A 13,567-nucleotide genomic window follows, 5' to 3' on the forward strand; every position below is an offset into this window, starting at 1 on the left:
CGGGCGGAGCCGGATGAGAGGGAGGTCGCACGACGAAGTCACGCAGAAGCTGTGACCGTGGGGTTTGCGCGACGGCGGACCGCCCGTCCGCGACGGGCACGGCCGTGCGCCCCGGCGGCCCGACCGGTTCGCGCCACGGGGAACGTACGGGTTTCGGCCGCCGCGGTTCCCGGGCGGCCCGCGTCAGGGGGTGAGGGCGGGCAGCAGCGGTACGAACCTGTTCCAGCGCTCGATCTGGCAGCCGTTGCGCCGGTCGAACTCCGCGTCGACCGGCCGTCCGGCCCACACCCCGGTGACGTGGGCGGTGGCGGGGCCGCCGTACAGGGCGGTGCAGATGCTGTCGGGCGGTACGGGCGCGAAGGGGTCGGTTCCCCAACGGGTGTTGCGGTCGAGGGCGTCGCAGGCGTCCTGCGGGGCGGGGTGGCTGCCGCCGGCCGGGTGGCAGGACAGCTCGGCCGTTCCGTCGGTGCCGTCGCCCGCGTGCTCGACGGTGACGGTGAGGTGGTCGGCGGGGCCGGTGGCCGGCGGGGGGAGCGGGGCCCGAACCGGCGCGGCCGGGGCGGCGGCGGAGCCGAGGGCGAGCGGCCCGGCGACGACGCCGGCGGACGCGGACGCGACGGCGGTGAGGAGAAGGAGGTGGCGGCGCAGCCGGTGCAAGGGGGTGCGGCGCGCGGCGGTACGAGGTGACGCGGCGGGGGTCATCGTCAGGTGCATGCCCTGACTAACGCGTCCGGCGCCGGGACGTTGCAGGCGTCGTCGCGGACGGCCCGCCGGGACAAAGGGCTTTGCCCTGTGGCCTGCATGCCTAGTACCGTGGGGCGCGATTGGTGACACCGCGCTCGTCTGTGTCATCATCTGCACGCACCACTCGCGCGCTGGCGCGGGCGGTTGTGCTGGAGGCGTCGCCTAGTCCGGTCTATGGCGCCGCACTGCTAATGCGGTTTGGGCCTTCAAGCCCATCGAGGGTTCAAATCCCTCCGCCTCCGCACCTCGACCAGGGCGCCCGTCCTTCAAGGACGGGCGCCCTGGTTCGTTTCCGGGCCCGTCGGCTGCCCCGCCACTGCTCCCCTACTGCTCGTCCCGCTCGTCCCGCTCGTCGTGGTCGCCGAGACGCAGCGCGTACGCGCGCAGGATGTCCGCCGAGGACCGGCCGGTGTCGCCGCTGTCGTGCACGCGGGCCAGCTCGGCGTACGCGGCGATGAACGCGCCGACCATCTGCCCGGTGCGCGGTTCGATCTGCCGCAGCGCCGCCCGCACCGCCTCCTCGGCGGTGGCCCCGGGATCGACGTCGACGGGGCCGGGGACCAACTGCTGGGCGACGTACGGGGCGATGCTGACGGCCGCGGGGGTGAGGGGGCTCTGGTCCTGATCGCGCCGGCGCATCAGCTCGGTGCCCTCGGTGAGCAGGGCGACGGCGGCGCGCAGGTAGTCGTTGGGCTCCATGGGCCGGAAGCCTAGGACCGTGATCGCCGAGCGGGGCCCAGGTCTGCGCAGGAGTCGGCCCCGTAGGTCATTTCCGCAGGTCACAAGGGGTGAGGCAAACGGATTTCACATGGCGGCGGCAGTCATGTAATGTTCTTCCTGTCGCCGCGAACGGCCCGGAAAGGCCCGGAACGGAGACAAAAACAGAACAAGCACTCGTAGCTTAACGGATAGAGCATCTGACTACGGATCAGAAGGTTGCAGGTTCGAATCCTGCCGAGTGCACATCAGGTCAGAGGCCCCGTGGAGGAATCCACGGGGCCTCTGCCGTTGCCCGGCGGTCCGGGTGTCAGCCGTCTTCCGTCCACACTCCCCGCCGTCGCGCGATGTCGTACAGGGTCGTGATCCGGGCCGGGGTGAGCCGGCCCGTGAGCGGGGCCAGGGACGCCGTCGCCGCCGGGTCGTAGACACGGACGGTGTACTGGGTCGGCGCCCGCTGGATCTCCGCCGCGTCGACGAAGACCAGGACCGGTTCCACCGGGACCTCGAAACCCGCGTGGAGTTCCAGGACCGCCCGGACGCGGCGTGCCTCGCTGTGTGCCGGCGCCGCGTACGGTCGCGGTTCGCCGTGGTTGATACGGACCGTCTTGTCGCCGACCTGCACCACGGCCCCCGGGTGGCGTTCTGTCGTGAAGGTGAGGACGCCGCCCGGACCGACGAGCAGGTGGTCGATGTCGCCGCCCCTGCCGTCCGGCAGCGAGTGCAGGACCTTCCAGCCGTGCCGGCCGAGGCGTTCCAGTTCCCTGCCGACCTTGCGCTCGCCGATCACGGCCGACTGCCAGGCGGCCCACTCGTCGTGCTGTTCGCGCAGGCGGGCGAGGAAGCCGGGTGTGGGCCGGTGGCCCGCACGGGCGAGCCGTTCGACGAGTGTCGCCCCCGGGCCGTTGCGCGCCAGGTCGGTCTCGGGGGTCAGCGGCGGCAGCCCCGCGGCCCGCGGCGGCAACGGCGGCCGGGCTGCCGGGGGCGGCGGCGCGGTGGGCGCCGGGGGCGCGGGCGGGGCCGCCGGTACGGAGGGCGCGGAGGCCGTCGGCGGGTCGGCCGGCGCGGACGGTCCGGGGGCGCCGGAGGGGCCCGGCGGTGCCGGCCGCGCGGGCGGTGCCGGTTGTCCCGGGGGCGCGGAGGGTGCCGCCGGTGCCGTGCGCGCGGAGGGTGCCGGTGGCTCCGGCGGAGCCGGTGGGCGCAGGTGCGGGACCAGGAGGCGCAGGGCCTCGCTGCGGTACCGCGCGATCCGGACCTCCACCGTGCCGGTCAGGAGGTCCGCCCACGCCACCACCGTACGGTCCGGCAGATTCACGTAGACGCGGTGCTTGCCGCTCTCGTTCCACACGTTCACGCTGAGATCACTCACGCGTCCGCCCAAGTCGGTGCCGTCCCCGCATCCATGGCAGCAGGGGCACCGGACGGTCACAAGGGCGCGATGTGGCCATACGGCCGGATTCGCCGCGACCGCCCGGGGAGCAGGCGGCGGTGCGGGCGCGGGGTGCGCCCGCGTGCGCCGGGCGCCCGCCCCGGGCCGCCGTGGGCCGGCCGTGTCGGTCGCTCCCTCTACCCTCGGGTGATGGCACAGGTCTGGAAGTGCGCGGGACTGCGCTGGTCGTCCGACGGCCCCGAGCTGCGGTGGGACGGCGGGCGCCGCAGCGCGCTGCCCCGGGGCAAGCGCGTGGCCTTCGCGGTGCCGGCCGACGGGGTCCGGATCTGCGTCGGGGCCCGCGGCAACCCGTGCCCGGTGCGGGCGGCGGTCTCCGCGCGCGGTACCGGGGGCCGGTGCGAGGAGTGCGCGCGTCTGGACCGGGCGCATTCCGTGGCCGCCGACACGATCGCGGACGACCCGCGTCCGTACCACGTGTACCTCGCCTGGTTCGGTCCCGGCATGCTCAAGGTCGGCATCACGGCCGTCGAGCGCGGCTCCGCGCGGCTGCTGGAGCAGGGCGCCGTCTGCTTCGGCCTGCTCGGTGCCGGGCCGCTGATGGCCGCCCGGCGCACGGAGGAACTGCTGCGGGCCGCGCTGCGGGTGCCCGACCGGATTCCGTACGCCGAGAAGCGGGCGGTGCGGTCCGCGCTGCCCGCCTCGGCGGACGAACGGGCCGCCGAGGTACGCGAGTTGCACGCGCGGGCGGTCGCGCTCGGCGGCTGGCCCGAGTCGCTGACGCGCGAGCCGTGCGTGCCCGTGGACCACGTGGACGTGTTCGGGCTCGCCGGGCTGCCCCCGGCCGTCGGGCAGGTCGGCGAACTCGTCGCGGGCGGCGCGGTCGACGGTGAACTCCTCGCCGCCGCGGGGCCGGACCTGCACCTGCTCACCCCGGCCGGGGTGGTCGTGCTCGACACGCGCCTGATGACCGGCTGGGAGCTGGTGACCCCCGCCGCCGGTCCCGGCTCCGGTGAACTCAGCTTTCCCGTAAGGCCGTTCAAGGGTGCGGCGCAGGCCGCCGCCGGAGTGCAGGACGAGTTGTTCTGACCCCTCGCGGCCCCCTTCTGGACAGGGGCCGCGGCGGAGACGGATCGTGGGCGTCATGAGTGATCACCTCCACGCGCCCGCCGAGGCCGCCCGGGTCCGGGAGTTCCAGCGGCGCAACGGGCTCCCGGGACTCGTCGACGTGCACACGCACTTCATGCCCGAGCGCGTCCTGCGCAAGGTCTGGGCGTACTTCGACGCTCTCGGGCCGCTCACCGGCGGTGTCGAGTGGCCCATCACCTACCGGCAGGACGAGGAGGAACGGGCCGCCCTGCTGCGGGAGTTCGGGGTGCGGGCCTTCACCGCCATGCTCTACCCGCACAAGCCGGGGATGGCGCAGTGGCTCAACGAGTGGGCCGTCGGGTTCGCCCGGCGCACTCCCGACTGCCTGCACACGTCCACGTTCTTCCCCGAGGACGGCGTCACGCGGTACGTGCGCGAGGCGGTCGAGGCCGGCACCCGGGTCTTCAAGGCGCACCTCCAGGTCGGGGCGTACGACCCGGCGGACCCCGAACTCGACCCGGTGTGGGGGCTGCTGGCGGAGGCGGGCATCCCGGTGGTGACGCACTGCGGGTCCGGGCCCGCGCCCGGCAAGCACACCGGGCCCGGTCCCGTCGGACAGGTGCTGGCCCGACACCCCCGGCTGCGGCTGGTCGTCGCGCACCTCGGCATGCACGAGTACGAGGACTTCCTCGCCCTCGCCGAGCGGTACCCGGAGGTCCGGCTGGACACCACGATGGCGTTCACCGACTTCTCGGAACGGATGGCGCCCTTCCCGCGCCGCGCGCTGCCCCGGCTCGCCGCGCTCGGCGACCGGGTGCTGCTCGGCACGGACTTCCCGAACATCCCGTACTCCTACGTCCATCAGCTGGAGGTGCTGGAGCGCCTCGGGTTCGGGGAGGAGTGGCTGCGTGCCGTGTGCCACGACAACGGGGCCCGGCTGTTCGGGCTCGGGCCCGCCGGGACGGTGGCGCGGCGCCCGTAGCGGTGCGGCCGGGGGCGCTCGGGGAGTGCCCGGACGGCTCCTGGGTGGGGCTGCGGGGGCCCTGGGGGTTTCTCAGAGAAATCACAGCTTCGCGAAAGAGTGCTCTCAGAGCACCCCGACATGGTGTCCACCATGACCACGACCTCGCCCCAGGGGCGCACCGAACTGCTGAGGCCGGACGGGAGCCCCGTCCGGGTGCTTGTTGTGGACGACGAGATGTCGATCACCGAACTGCTGTCGATGGCCCTCAGGTACGAGGGCTGGCAGATCCGCAGCGCGGGTGACGGCCAGGGCGCGATCCAGACCGCGCGCGAGTTCCGGCCGGACGCCGTCGTTCTCGACATGATGCTGCCCGACATGGACGGGCTCACCGTTCTGGGGCGGCTGCGCCGTGAGCTGCCCGACGTGCCCGTGCTCTTCCTGACCGCCAAGGACGCCGTCGAGGACCGCATCGCGGGACTCACCGCGGGCGGCGACGACTACGTCACCAAGCCCTTCAGCCTGGAGGAGGTCGTGGCCCGGCTGCGCGGGCTCATCCGCCGCTCCGGTGCCGCCGACCGGCGTTCCGAGTCGACGCTCGTCGTCGGCGACCTGACCCTCGACGAGGACAGCCACGAGGTGTCGCGGGGCGGCGACAACATCCATCTGACCGCCACCGAGTTCGAGCTGCTGCGCTTCCTGATGCGCAACCCGCGGCGCGTGCTCAGCAAGGCGCAGATACTCGACCGCGTCTGGTCCTACGACTTCGGCGGCCAGGCCAACGTCGTGGAGCTCTACATCTCGTACCTGCGGCGCAAGATAGACGCCGGGCGCGAGCCCATGATCCACACGCGGCGCGGCGCCGGTTACCTGATCAAGCCCGCGGTGTCATGACCGCCCGGCGGCGGTCGCGGAAGCAGAGGCGGGGACGACAGCCGCGCACCCTGCGGACCCGGCTCGTCGTCGCGTCCGTGCTGCTGATCGCCGTGGTCTGCGCGGTGATCGGCTCGGTGACGACGCTCGCGCTGCGCTCCCACCTCTACGAGCAGCTCGACGCGCAGCTCGGCGAGGTGGCGGCCCGCGCGGTGGGCGGCTTCCCGGCGGGCGCCCTCAAGGGCGGCACCCCGCCCGACGGCCGGGGTGCGGGCACCCTCCCGGACAAGCAGACCGGCACCGCGGGCAAGACGCCCCAGTCCCTCAAGAGCCTCGTCACGGAGGGCCCGCAGCCGGCCAACTCCATCGCCGCCGAGGTGGAGAAGGGCACGATCACGTCCGCGATGGTCGGCAAGAAGACCACGGACGACAACGGCGCCCCCCGCACGGCCGCGCACAAGCTGACGGCCGCCCAGACCTCGGTGCTCGGGTCCGTGCCCCACGACCAGAAGCCGCACACCGTGGACGTCCCCGGGCTCGGGCAGTACCGCGTCGAGTACCGGGAGGGTCTCAACGGCGACTACTACGTGGCCGTCCCCACCACCGACGTCACCAACACCGTCAACACCCTGATCGTGGTGGAGATCAGCGTCACCGTCGCCGGTCTGGTCGCCGCGTCCCTGGCCGGCACCGTCATCGTCTCCGTGGCGCTGCGCCCCCTGCGCCGGGTCGCGTCGACCGCCACCCGGGTCTCCGAACTCCCCCTGCACAGCGGCGAGGTGCACCTGCGCGAGCGCGTGCCCGAGTCCGAGACCGACCCGCACACCGAGGTCGGGCAGGTGGGCGCCGCGCTCAACCGGATGCTCGACCACGTGCACGGGGCGCTGCACTCGCGCCAGCAGAGCGAGACGCGGGTGCGGCAGTTCGTCGCCGACGCCAGCCACGAGCTGCGCACCCCGCTCGCCTCCATCCGCGGCTACGCCGAACTCACGCGCCGCGGACGGGAGTCGGTGGGCCCCGACACCCGCCACGCGCTCGGCCGCATCGAGTCCGAGGCCGGGCGGATGACCCTGCTCGTCGAGGACCTGCTGCTGCTGGCCCGGCTGGACGCGGGCCGGCCGCTCCAGTTCGAGCAGACCGACCTCGTACCGCTCGTCGTGGACACCGTGAGCGACGCCCGCGCCGCCGGGCGCGACCACAACTGGCGCCTGGACCTGCCCGACGAGCCGGCCCCGGTCTCCGCCGACGCGGCCCGGCTCCAGCAGGTGCTGGTCAACCTGTTCGCGAACGCGCGCACCCACACGGCGCCCGGGACCACCGTCACGGCCCGGGTCAGACCGAACGGCGAATGGCTGTGCGTGGACGTCGAGGACGACGGCCAGGGCATCCCGCCGGAGCTGCTCCCGCGCGTCTTCGAACGCTTCGCCCGCGGTGACTCCGCGCGCTCCCGGGCCACCGGGTCCACCGGCCTCGGGCTCGCCATCGTGCAGGCGGTCGCCGCCGCGCACGGAGGCGCCGTCACCGTCGACAGCGTCCCCGGGCGCACGGTCTTCACCGTGCACCTGCCGGCGCTCGCGCCCCGCACGGGCGGCCCGGACACTCTTTCCGCGCTGGAAGAAACGAAGTGGCAACAGCACTCACAGGCCGGCCACAGCGCCGCCACATGGGTGCGACAGCGCGCCTGACGAAAGTCGTTTCCATGCGAACCGACTCTTCTCCCGGCACCCTGCCGGCGCGGGAGCACCTCCCGGCCGCAGGGGCAGGGACTCCCGTCCTGGACGTCGTGATTCCCGTCTACAACGAAGAGAAGGACCTCCAGCCGTGCGTCCTCAGACTGCGCGAGCACCTCACCCGCACCTTCCCGTACGCGTTCCGCATCACGATCGCGGACAACGCGTCCACGGACACCACCCCGCGGGTGGCGGCGCGGCTGGCGGCGGAGCTGCCCGAGGTGACGGCGTTCCGGCTGGAGCAGAAGGGGCGCGGCCGGGCGCTGCGCACCGTGTGGTCGGCGTCCGACGCCCCGGTCCTCGCGTACATGGACGTCGACCTCTCCACCGACCTGAACGCCCTGCTCCCGCTGGTCGCGCCGCTGATCTCGGGCCACTCCGACCTCGCCATCGGCTCGCGCCTGGCGCGCAGTTCGCGGGTGGTGCGCGGGGCGAAGCGCGAGTTCATCAGCCGCTCGTACAACCTGATCCTGCGCGGTTCGCTCCAGGCCCGGTTCTCCGACGCGCAGTGCGGCTTCAAGGCGATACGCCGTGACGTCGCCCAGGTGCTGCTGCCGCTGGTGCAGGACACCGGCTGGTTCTTCGACACGGAGATGCTCGTCGTCGCCGAACGGGCGGGGCTGCGCATCCACGAGGTGCCGGTCGACTGGGTCGACGACCCGGACTCGACGGTCCACATCGTCCGGACGGCGACCGAGGACCTCAAGGGGGTGTGGCGCGTGGGCAAGGCTCTCGGCACCGGTTCGCTGCCGCTGGACCGGCTGACCCGGCCGTTCGGCGACGACCCGCGCGACCGCGACATCAAGGACGTACCGCGCGGCCTGGCACGGCAGTTGCTCGGCTTCTGCGTGGTGGGCGGCCTGTCCACGCTGTTCTACCTGCTGCTCTACAGCGCGTTCAGGTCGTTCAGCGGTTCGCAGATCGCCAACGCGCTGGCCCTGCTGGTCTCCGCCGTCGCCAACACGGCCGCCAACCGCCGGCTGACCTTCGGCGTGCGGGGGCGCGGCGGCGCGGTGCGGCACCAGGCGCAGGGGCTGGTGGTCTTCGCCATCGGCCTCGCGCTGACCAGCGGTTCGCTCGCCGCCCTCAACGCGGCGACGGACGACCCGGCGCACTCGACGGAACTGGCGGTCCTGGTCGCGGCCAACCTCGCGGCGACGGTACTGCGGTTCCTGCTCTTCCGGGCCTGGGTGTTCCCGGAGCGCGACGACGACGCGGACGAACGGCACGAGGACGGCGGGGAGTTCGGCGCCGGCGGCGGTCACTCCGGCCAAGTCCCGCGCGACGGCGCCTGGTTCGGCGGGAACGCGGACGGGCCCGCCCCGGCCCCCGCCCCGCTGCCCCGCCGCCCGGTGACCCCCGGCTCCGCGCCCCGGCCCGTGACTCCGGGCCGCGCCGCCGGTACTCCGTGGGCCCCGGCACCGACGCCCGGGGCCCCGCACGACACGACCGGTGCGCGCGCCGGTGACGCCGCGCACCTCCCGTCCGGGGACACCGCCTACGGGGACACCGCCTACCGGGACATCACGTACGGGGACGCCGTCCCGCGCACGCAGCCGGTGCTCCCGCACGAAACCGACACGAGGGACATGTGATGACCACGCACTACGACGGGACGGCCGGACGGCCCGGGGACGCGGGCACCGCCTCCGGGGGGCCGCCCCCCTCGGTGCCGCCGGGCGGTGGGGTCGCGGTCCCGCCGCGGCCCGCCGCGCCCCCCGAACTCCCCTCCGGTGACGCCCCGTTGGCTCCACCGAACGGTGAGGCCGGGCCGGAGGGCGACGAGCCGAGGCCGCCGTTCGTGCGGCGGCTGTGGCGCGGCCGGCCCGAGGACCCGCGCTGGGCGCGCCCCGCGTTCCTCGCGCTGCTGCTCGTCACCGGGCTCGCCTACCTCTACAAACTGAGCGCGTCCGGGTGGGCCAACTCCTTCTACTCGGCGGCCGTCCAGGCGGGCAGCAGGTCGTGGAAGGCGTTCTTCTTCGGCTCGCTGGACGCCGGCAACGCCATCACCGTCGACAAGCCGCCGGCCTCCCTGTGGCCGATGGAGCTGTCGGTACGGATCTTCGGCCTCGGCTCGTGGGCGATCCTCGTGCCCGAGGTGATCATGGCCGTCCTCACGGTCGCCGTCGTGTACGCGGCCGTGCGGCGCCGGTTCGGTCCCGGGGCCGGGCTGCTCGCGGGCGCGGTGCTGGCGCTGACGCCGGTCGCGGCGCTGATGTTCCGGTTCAACAACCCGGACGCGCTGCTCGCCCTGCTGATGTCGCTCACCGTCTACTTCGTGGTCCGCGCCCTGGAGGACGGCCGCACCAAGTGGCTGGTGTGGGCCGGGGTCGCGATCGGGTTCGCGTTCCTGACGAAGACGCTCCAGGCGTTCCTGGTGCTGCCGCCGCTCGCGGTGGTGTACGCGGTGTGCGCGCCCGTGCGGCTGCGCAGGCGTTTCGCCCAACTCGGCCTGGCGACGGGCGCGATGGTCGTGGCGGGCGGCTGGTGGACCGCGATCGTCGAGCTGTGGCCGGCGTCCTCGCGGCCGTACATCGGCGGCTCGCAGAACAACAGCTTCCTTGAACTGACCTTCGGCTACAACGGGTTCGGCCGCCTGAGCGGCGACGAGACCGGCAGTGTCGGCGGCGGTGGCGGCGCGGGCGGCGGCAGCCAGTGGGGCGAGACCGGCTGGGACCGGATGTTCAACTCCGAGATCGGCGGCCAGATCTCGTGGCTGATCCCGGCCGCGCTGATCCTGCTCGTGGGCGCCCTCGTCCTCACCCGGCGGGCGGGCCGGACCGACCTCGCGCGCAACTCCCTGCTCGCGTGGGGCGGTTCGCTGCTGATGACCATGGTGGTCTTCAGCTACATGGCCGGCATCTTCCACCAGTACTACACGGTCGCCCTCGCGCCCTACCTCGCCGCCGTGGTCGGCATGGGCGCCGGGGCGCTGTGGGAGCAGCGGTCCCGGACCTGGGTCGCGCTGACCCTCGCGGCCGCCGTCACGGCGTCGGCGGCCTGGGGCTACGTCCTGCTGAACCGCACCCCGGACTACCTGCCGTGGCTGCGGTGGCCGGTGCTGCTCGGCGGCCTGCTCGCCGCGCTCGGCCTGGTCTTCGCGGGCCGGCTCGACCGGCGCACCGCGTTCGCGACGGCCGCCCTGGGCATCGCGGCCTCGCTGGCCGGACCGACGGCGTACACCCTCACCACCCTGAACGAGGGGCACAGCGGTTCCATCGTCACGGCCGGTCCGTCCGGCGCGAGCACGATGGGCTTCGGCGGTGGCGGCGCGGGCGGTGGCCGCGGCGGCTTCGGCGGGGGCGCTCCCGGCCAGAACCAGCAGAACGGCAACGGCACCGGCGGCAACGGCTTCCCCGGCGGTGGCGGCTTCCCGGGCGGCGGCAACGCGCAGGGCCAGGGCGGCGGCCGGAGCCAGGGCAACGGCTTCCCCGGCGGCGCCCCGTCGGCGGGCGAGGGCGGCGGCACGGGCGGCGGCATGGCCGGTGGCGGCATGGGCGGTCTGCTCAACGGGGCCACGGTCAGCGCCGAGGCCGGGAAACTGCTGGAGAAGGACGCCGGCACGTACACGTGGGCGGCGGCCGCCATCGGCTCCCAGAACGCGGCGAGCTACCAACTCTCCACCGGGGAGCCGGTGATGGCCATCGGCGGCTTCAACGGCACCGACCCGTCGCCCACGTTGGCGCAGTTCGAGAAGTACGTGGCGGACGGCAAGGTCCACTACTTCATCGCCAGTGGCACCGGTGGCGGCGCGGGCGGCGGCAGCGACGGCACGTCCTCGCGGATCAGCGCGTGGGTCGAGAGCAACTTCAAGAAGGTCACGGTCGGTTCGGCCACCTTCTACGACCTCACGCAGAAGACGACGGGCAACTGACGGTCCGTCCCGGCAGGAAGGCGGTGGCCCGCACCCCGGGCCGCCGCCTTCCGCCGTGCCCGCGCCGCGCGCCCGCCCCGGGGTGCCCGTCGGCTGCCGGTCGTCACGGTTTCTCCCGGCCCGGCCTCCCGTCGTACGGTGATCGGCAGCCCGCCGCCCGTACGGTGGCGGGCGGTGGTCGCGACCTGATGTCCCGGCCGGTGGCGGCGTTGTGCCGCCGCGCGACCGGGGTACCAGGCAGACGGGGGTGGCGCCGTACCGCGGGCACGGCGGCAGGACGTGGGACGCGGCACACCGCACCGGAGCGGACTCCGGTGCCGGACGCCGCCGCTCCCCGGCACGGGTCCCTCGGCGGGCCCGGGGAAGGTACGCGATGGTGAGGGCAGCCGACCGGGCCGAGCGCCCGGCGCGGGCCAGCGTGTGGCTGGAGGGGCGCACGCCCCGGCGCGGGCGTTCCGGCGGACAGCCGTCCGGGCTGGACCGGGACCGGATCACCCGGGCCACCGTCCGGCTGCTGGACGAGGAGGGCATGGCCAGGTTCTCCATGCGCCGCCTCGCCGGTGAGCTGAACGTCACCGCGATGTCCGTGTACTGGTACGTCGACACCAAGGACGACCTGCTCGAACTCGCCCTGGACGCCGCGTACGGCGAACTGCGCCTGCCCGACCCGGAGGCCGGCGAGGACTGGCGCGAGCAGCTCGCCGCGCTGGCCCGGGAGTACCGCGCGCTGCTGGTGCGGCACCCCTGGCTGTCGCAGCTCACGGGGATCTTCCTGAACATCGGGCCGCACGCGCTGGCGTTCTCCCTCGCCGTGCAGCGGGTGGTCCGGCGCACCGGCCTGCCGGCGCACGGCCTCGCGGGCGCCATCTCGGCGGTCTTCCAGTTCGTGTACGGGTTCGGCACGATCGAGGGGCAGTTCATCGCCCGGAGCGCGACGGCCGGGATGACGCAGGACGAGTACTTCCGTGCGGCGCTCAGCAGCGTCCAGCAGGCGCCGGACGCCGCCGAGGCGGTCCAGGAGGCCGCCGACCTGCGCGCGGCGCGGGGCGGGGACACCGTCGTGGAGATGCGCGAGAAGGACTTCGCCTTCGCCCTGGAACTGCTGGTGACGGGGATCGAGGCGATGGCGGCGAGGGCCGGACGGGACTGACGGCGCTCTGCCGTCGGGGGAGCTGGCCCACCGTCAGGCGGGCGTCACCCCGGGGCAACGGAACGGCTAAAGTGCTCTTCGTCCTGTGCTCGCAGTCGGGAATGTGCTGCGGAGCTCTCCTGCGCATGGCCAAATGGCCGTGCATGCCGAAGAGGTTCGTGGTGTCCGCGTCCGAGTTTCCCGATTCGCCCCTTTTTCCGGTGGGCCGTGCCCTGCCGGAGCCGCCGGGTTTCGAGCTGGCCGAGGCGCTGACCGTGGCCGCCCAGCAACTCCACGAGACGGTGACGCCCCAGAACACCATGCGTGCGGCCGTCCGGCTCGCCGTGGATCTGCTGCCCGGTGCCGAACAAGCCGGCATCTCCGTGATCGAGCACGGCAACCGGCGCTCCGAGATCACCTGGACCGACGAGATCGTCCCGCGCGCGGAGGCGGTGCACCCCGATCGCGAACACTCCCCGTACTGGAACCAGTTGTGGACCGCGCCGGTCGTGCGCGTGGACGACAGCGAGGCGGACGACGGCGGTCTGGCCCTGGCCGGTCTCGGCCTGCGCTCCGCCCTCGCGCTGCGGCTGCGCGCCGACCGCCGCCGGCTGACCGTGCTCACCGCGTACGCGCGCAAACCGCGCGCCTTCGACGACCACGCGACCCGGGTGGGCCGCCTGTTCACCGCGCACGTCAACGTCGCGCTCGACTCGGCGACCGTGCGGGAGCAGCTCACCGAGGCGATGCACACCCGGGACCTGATCGGCCAGGCCACCGGCATCCTCATGGAGCGGCTGAACACGGACGCGGCGGAGGCGTTCAAGAGCCTGGTGCGGGCCTCGCAGCGGGAGAACACGAAGCTGCGCGACCTGGCCCGCCGCATCGTCGACACGAGCGGCTCCCCGGCGCCCTGAGCGCGCGGGCACCCGCGGACACGGCAGCGGCGGGGGGGGGGGGGGGGGGGCGCCCCCCCCCCCCCCGGGGGCCCCCCCGGGGGGGGGGGGCGCCCCCCCCGGGGGGGGGGGCCGCCCCCCCCGGGGGGGGGGCACGCCCCAACACG

At 74.1% G+C, this 13,567-nt stretch carries 11 protein-coding genes and 2 tRNA genes; 10 read left to right on the top strand and 3 right to left on the bottom strand.

The genetic code is table 11. The features are described from left to right. Positions 1-183: 183 nt before the first annotated feature. A complete protein-coding gene (locus tag ACFZA0_RS11130; RefSeq protein WP_391014213.1) occupies positions 184-714 on the bottom strand; it encodes an SSI family serine proteinase inhibitor in 531 nt (176 codons plus the stop codon). A gap of 181 nt (positions 715-895) precedes the next feature. Here ACFZA0_RS11130 and ACFZA0_RS11135 point away from each other — a divergent pair. Beyond that, positions 896-986: transfer RNA gene (locus ACFZA0_RS11135), tRNA-Ser, on the top strand. Positions 987-1,068: 82 nt separating this feature from the next. On the opposite strand, the gene ACFZA0_RS11140 is transcribed toward ACFZA0_RS11135, so the two are convergent. After that, a complete protein-coding gene (locus tag ACFZA0_RS11140; protein WP_391014215.1) occupies positions 1,069-1,443 on the bottom strand; it encodes a hypothetical protein in 375 nt (124 codons plus the stop codon). 191 nt (positions 1,444-1,634) lie between these two features. Here ACFZA0_RS11140 and ACFZA0_RS11145 point away from each other — a divergent pair. Next, positions 1,635-1,707, top strand: a tRNA-Arg gene (locus ACFZA0_RS11145). Between the two features lie 64 nt (positions 1,708-1,771). Here the strand turns inward: ACFZA0_RS11145 and ACFZA0_RS11150 are convergent. Beyond that, positions 1,772-2,830 (bottom strand): NERD domain-containing protein, encoded by a 1,059-nt coding sequence (locus ACFZA0_RS11150; protein ID WP_391014217.1) that lies wholly within the window; start codon positions 2,828-2,830, stop codon positions 1,772-1,774. A 210-nt stretch (positions 2,831-3,040) separates the two neighbouring features. Here ACFZA0_RS11150 and ACFZA0_RS11155 point away from each other — a divergent pair, with 210 nt between their 5' ends. The 8 genes from ACFZA0_RS11155 (at position 3,041) to ACFZA0_RS11190 (ending at position 13,421) form a co-directional block, all read left to right on the top strand. After that, positions 3,041-3,937: a DUF2797 domain-containing protein gene (locus ACFZA0_RS11155; protein WP_391014219.1), complete on the top strand. Its 897-nt coding sequence runs from the start codon at positions 3,041-3,043 to the stop codon at positions 3,935-3,937. Positions 3,938-3,992: 55 nt separating this feature from the next. Next, entirely contained in the window at positions 3,993-4,919 is a 927-nt protein-coding gene (locus ACFZA0_RS11160; protein ID WP_391014221.1) for an amidohydrolase family protein, read from the top strand. A 132-nt stretch (positions 4,920-5,051) separates the two neighbouring features. Continuing rightward, complete coding sequence (locus ACFZA0_RS11165; RefSeq protein WP_391014223.1) at positions 5,052-5,792, top strand: response regulator; 741 nt, start codon at positions 5,052-5,054, stop codon at positions 5,790-5,792. After that, positions 5,789-7,456 (top strand): ATP-binding protein, encoded by a 1,668-nt coding sequence (locus ACFZA0_RS11170; RefSeq protein ID WP_391014225.1) that lies wholly within the window; start codon positions 5,789-5,791, stop codon positions 7,454-7,456. Before ACFZA0_RS11165 ends, ACFZA0_RS11170 begins: the two co-directional genes overlap by 4 nt. Positions 7,457-7,470: 14 nt before the next feature. Next, entirely contained in the window at positions 7,471-9,096 is a 1,626-nt protein-coding gene (locus ACFZA0_RS11175; protein WP_391014227.1) for a glycosyltransferase, read from the top strand. Then, the gene (locus tag ACFZA0_RS11180) at positions 9,096-11,375 is read left to right on the top strand and encodes a glycosyltransferase family 39 protein (RefSeq protein ID WP_391014229.1); all 2,280 of its coding nucleotides are present in this window, start codon (positions 9,096-9,098) and stop codon (positions 11,373-11,375) included. Before ACFZA0_RS11175 ends, ACFZA0_RS11180 begins: the two co-directional genes overlap by 1 nt. Before the next feature lie 373 nt (positions 11,376-11,748). Further along, positions 11,749-12,525 (top strand): TetR/AcrR family transcriptional regulator C-terminal domain-containing protein, encoded by a 777-nt coding sequence (locus tag ACFZA0_RS11185; protein ID WP_391014231.1) that lies wholly within the window; start codon positions 11,749-11,751, stop codon positions 12,523-12,525. A gap of 125 nt (positions 12,526-12,650) precedes the next feature. Further along, complete coding sequence (locus ACFZA0_RS11190) at positions 12,651-13,421, top strand: ANTAR domain-containing protein (RefSeq protein WP_391014233.1); 771 nt, start codon at positions 12,651-12,653, stop codon at positions 13,419-13,421. Positions 13,422-13,567: the final 146 nt, after the last annotated feature.

The organism is Streptomyces sp. NPDC008150, from assembly GCF_042956945.1.
Classification (GTDB): Bacteria; Actinomycetota; Actinomycetes; order Streptomycetales; family Streptomycetaceae; genus Streptomyces.

Bases quoted from the DNA above. Each gene is read 5' to 3' on its own strand.
- ACFZA0_RS11155 (WP_391014219.1), top strand. From the start codon at position 3,041: ATGGCACAGGTCTGGAAGTGCGCGGGACTGCGCTGGTCGTCCGACGGC.
- ACFZA0_RS11140 (WP_391014215.1), bottom strand. From the start codon at position 1,443: ATGGAGCCCAACGACTACCTGCGCGCCGCCGTCGCCCTGCTCACCGAG.
- ACFZA0_RS11160 (WP_391014221.1), top strand. From the start codon at position 3,993: ATGAGTGATCACCTCCACGCGCCCGCCGAGGCCGCCCGGGTCCGGGAG.
- ACFZA0_RS11170 (WP_391014225.1), top strand. From the start codon at position 5,789: ATGACCGCCCGGCGGCGGTCGCGGAAGCAGAGGCGGGGACGACAGCCG.
- ACFZA0_RS11130 (WP_391014213.1), bottom strand. From the start codon at position 714: ATGCACCTGACGATGACCCCCGCCGCGTCACCTCGTACCGCCGCGCGC.
- ACFZA0_RS11165 (WP_391014223.1), top strand. From the start codon at position 5,052: ATGACCACGACCTCGCCCCAGGGGCGCACCGAACTGCTGAGGCCGGAC.
- ACFZA0_RS11175 (WP_391014227.1), top strand. From the start codon at position 7,471: ATGCGAACCGACTCTTCTCCCGGCACCCTGCCGGCGCGGGAGCACCTC.
- ACFZA0_RS11180 (WP_391014229.1), top strand. From the start codon at position 9,096: ATGACCACGCACTACGACGGGACGGCCGGACGGCCCGGGGACGCGGGC.
- ACFZA0_RS11190 (WP_391014233.1), top strand. From the start codon at position 12,651: ATGGCCAAATGGCCGTGCATGCCGAAGAGGTTCGTGGTGTCCGCGTCC.
- ACFZA0_RS11185 (WP_391014231.1), top strand. From the start codon at position 11,749: ATGGTGAGGGCAGCCGACCGGGCCGAGCGCCCGGCGCGGGCCAGCGTG.